Below are 1292 nucleotides of genomic sequence, written 5' to 3'. Positions count from 1 at the left end.
TATATCAACATTGAATGGGACGTTAACCCAGAAGCTGATAGCTATGAGATTCAGTATAGATTGAAAGGTAGCAGTAAGTGGGCAACCTTCTTTAGCAAAGCTAGAAGCGGCGATATAGTAGATGATCCAACGAATGATTTTGGACAAGACTTTAAGAAGGGCCAAGTTTACGAAGTTCGTGTCCGTGCGCTCCACAGTAATTTGATCAGTGATTGGTCGGGGGTTAAGACGACTCGTGTTGATGTTACGCCGAATAGGTAGGAGATAGTTAAAAACGTCTTTTGATTAGGCTATTTTGACTTAGTCAAGAGACTTTTTTTATAGCAAAAATAGAAAACGCATACATAAATTATCATCTATAATATAAGTAAACAGATTGAGTAGGAGGTAATAGCATGTTCTTTGCCTCCTTAAGTTTATGAGCTAAGAATAGCCGAAAAATGGAAGCTAAGAAAGATACTTCAGTTTTTTACGCTTACGAGCATTCCAGAGAGGGATGCTTTTTATTTTTCAGTAATCGTAATTACAGTAATTATAATTATCGTAAGTACGATTACTGTAATTTAAATTACTGAAAAAGAAGATTCCTCGTGATGATTGGAAAGAGTGTTAGCAAAAGATATATAATAATAGCATAAAGTAAATATAGGAGTATTTAAATTGAAGGCAGATAGTATTAACTTATTTGATTTTTTAGGAAACGGAAAAACTATTTTTGAAATTCCAGTCTTTCAACGGAATTATGAATGGGGCAAGCCCCAATGCGAACAACTTTTTAATGACTTGTTAACAGCAGAAAAGGAAGATCAGGATCATTTTATTGGTGCAGTAGTTTACGTTACTGACTCAGGTAAAAAAATGAGTCATATTTATCGAATTATTGATGGGCAACAAAGACTAATGAGTTTGACTCTATTGCTTAAGGCTATTTCTGATATTGATGCAGAAAATAAGGATGAAATTGAAGAACAGTACTTAACCAATAAATATTTGGATGCAAATAATCATCTTAAGTTGAAGCCCGTTGATCATGATGCTGATGCCTTCTTTGCTGTAATGAATGGTAAAGAATATAATAACCCATCTAAAGTAGTAGAAAATTATAATTATTTTAAAAAGAGAATAACTGATTCTGGAATTAATACTCCTCAGCTTTATGAAGCTATGAATCATTTTGTAATGGTATATATTGAATTAACAAATGATCCTGGGGATGAAAATCCACAAATTATTTTTGAAAGTCTTAATTCAACTGGCGTGTCTCTTTCAGCTTCTGATTTAGTAAGAAACTT

General features: G+C 32.9%; 2 protein-coding genes. Both read left to right on the top strand.

Annotation, left to right across the window (positions count from 1 at the left end):
- The coding region (locus tag WS44_RS09340) for a fibronectin type III domain-containing protein (RefSeq protein ID WP_046434106.1) at window positions 1-261 on the top strand (261 nt) is incomplete at its 5' end.
- Between the two features lie 399 nt (window positions 262-660).
- Window positions 661-1292: DUF262 domain-containing protein (locus WS44_RS09335; RefSeq protein WP_046434105.1), on the top strand; the 632-nt coding region annotated here is incomplete at its 3' end.

The sequence above is a fragment of the Lactobacillus sp. N54.MGS-719 genome (assembly GCF_000980505.1).
In the GTDB taxonomy this organism is placed as follows: Bacteria; Bacillota; Bacilli; order Lactobacillales; family Lactobacillaceae; genus Lactobacillus; species Lactobacillus amylovorus.
This window is presented reverse-complemented; position numbering and strand designations above follow the sequence as displayed.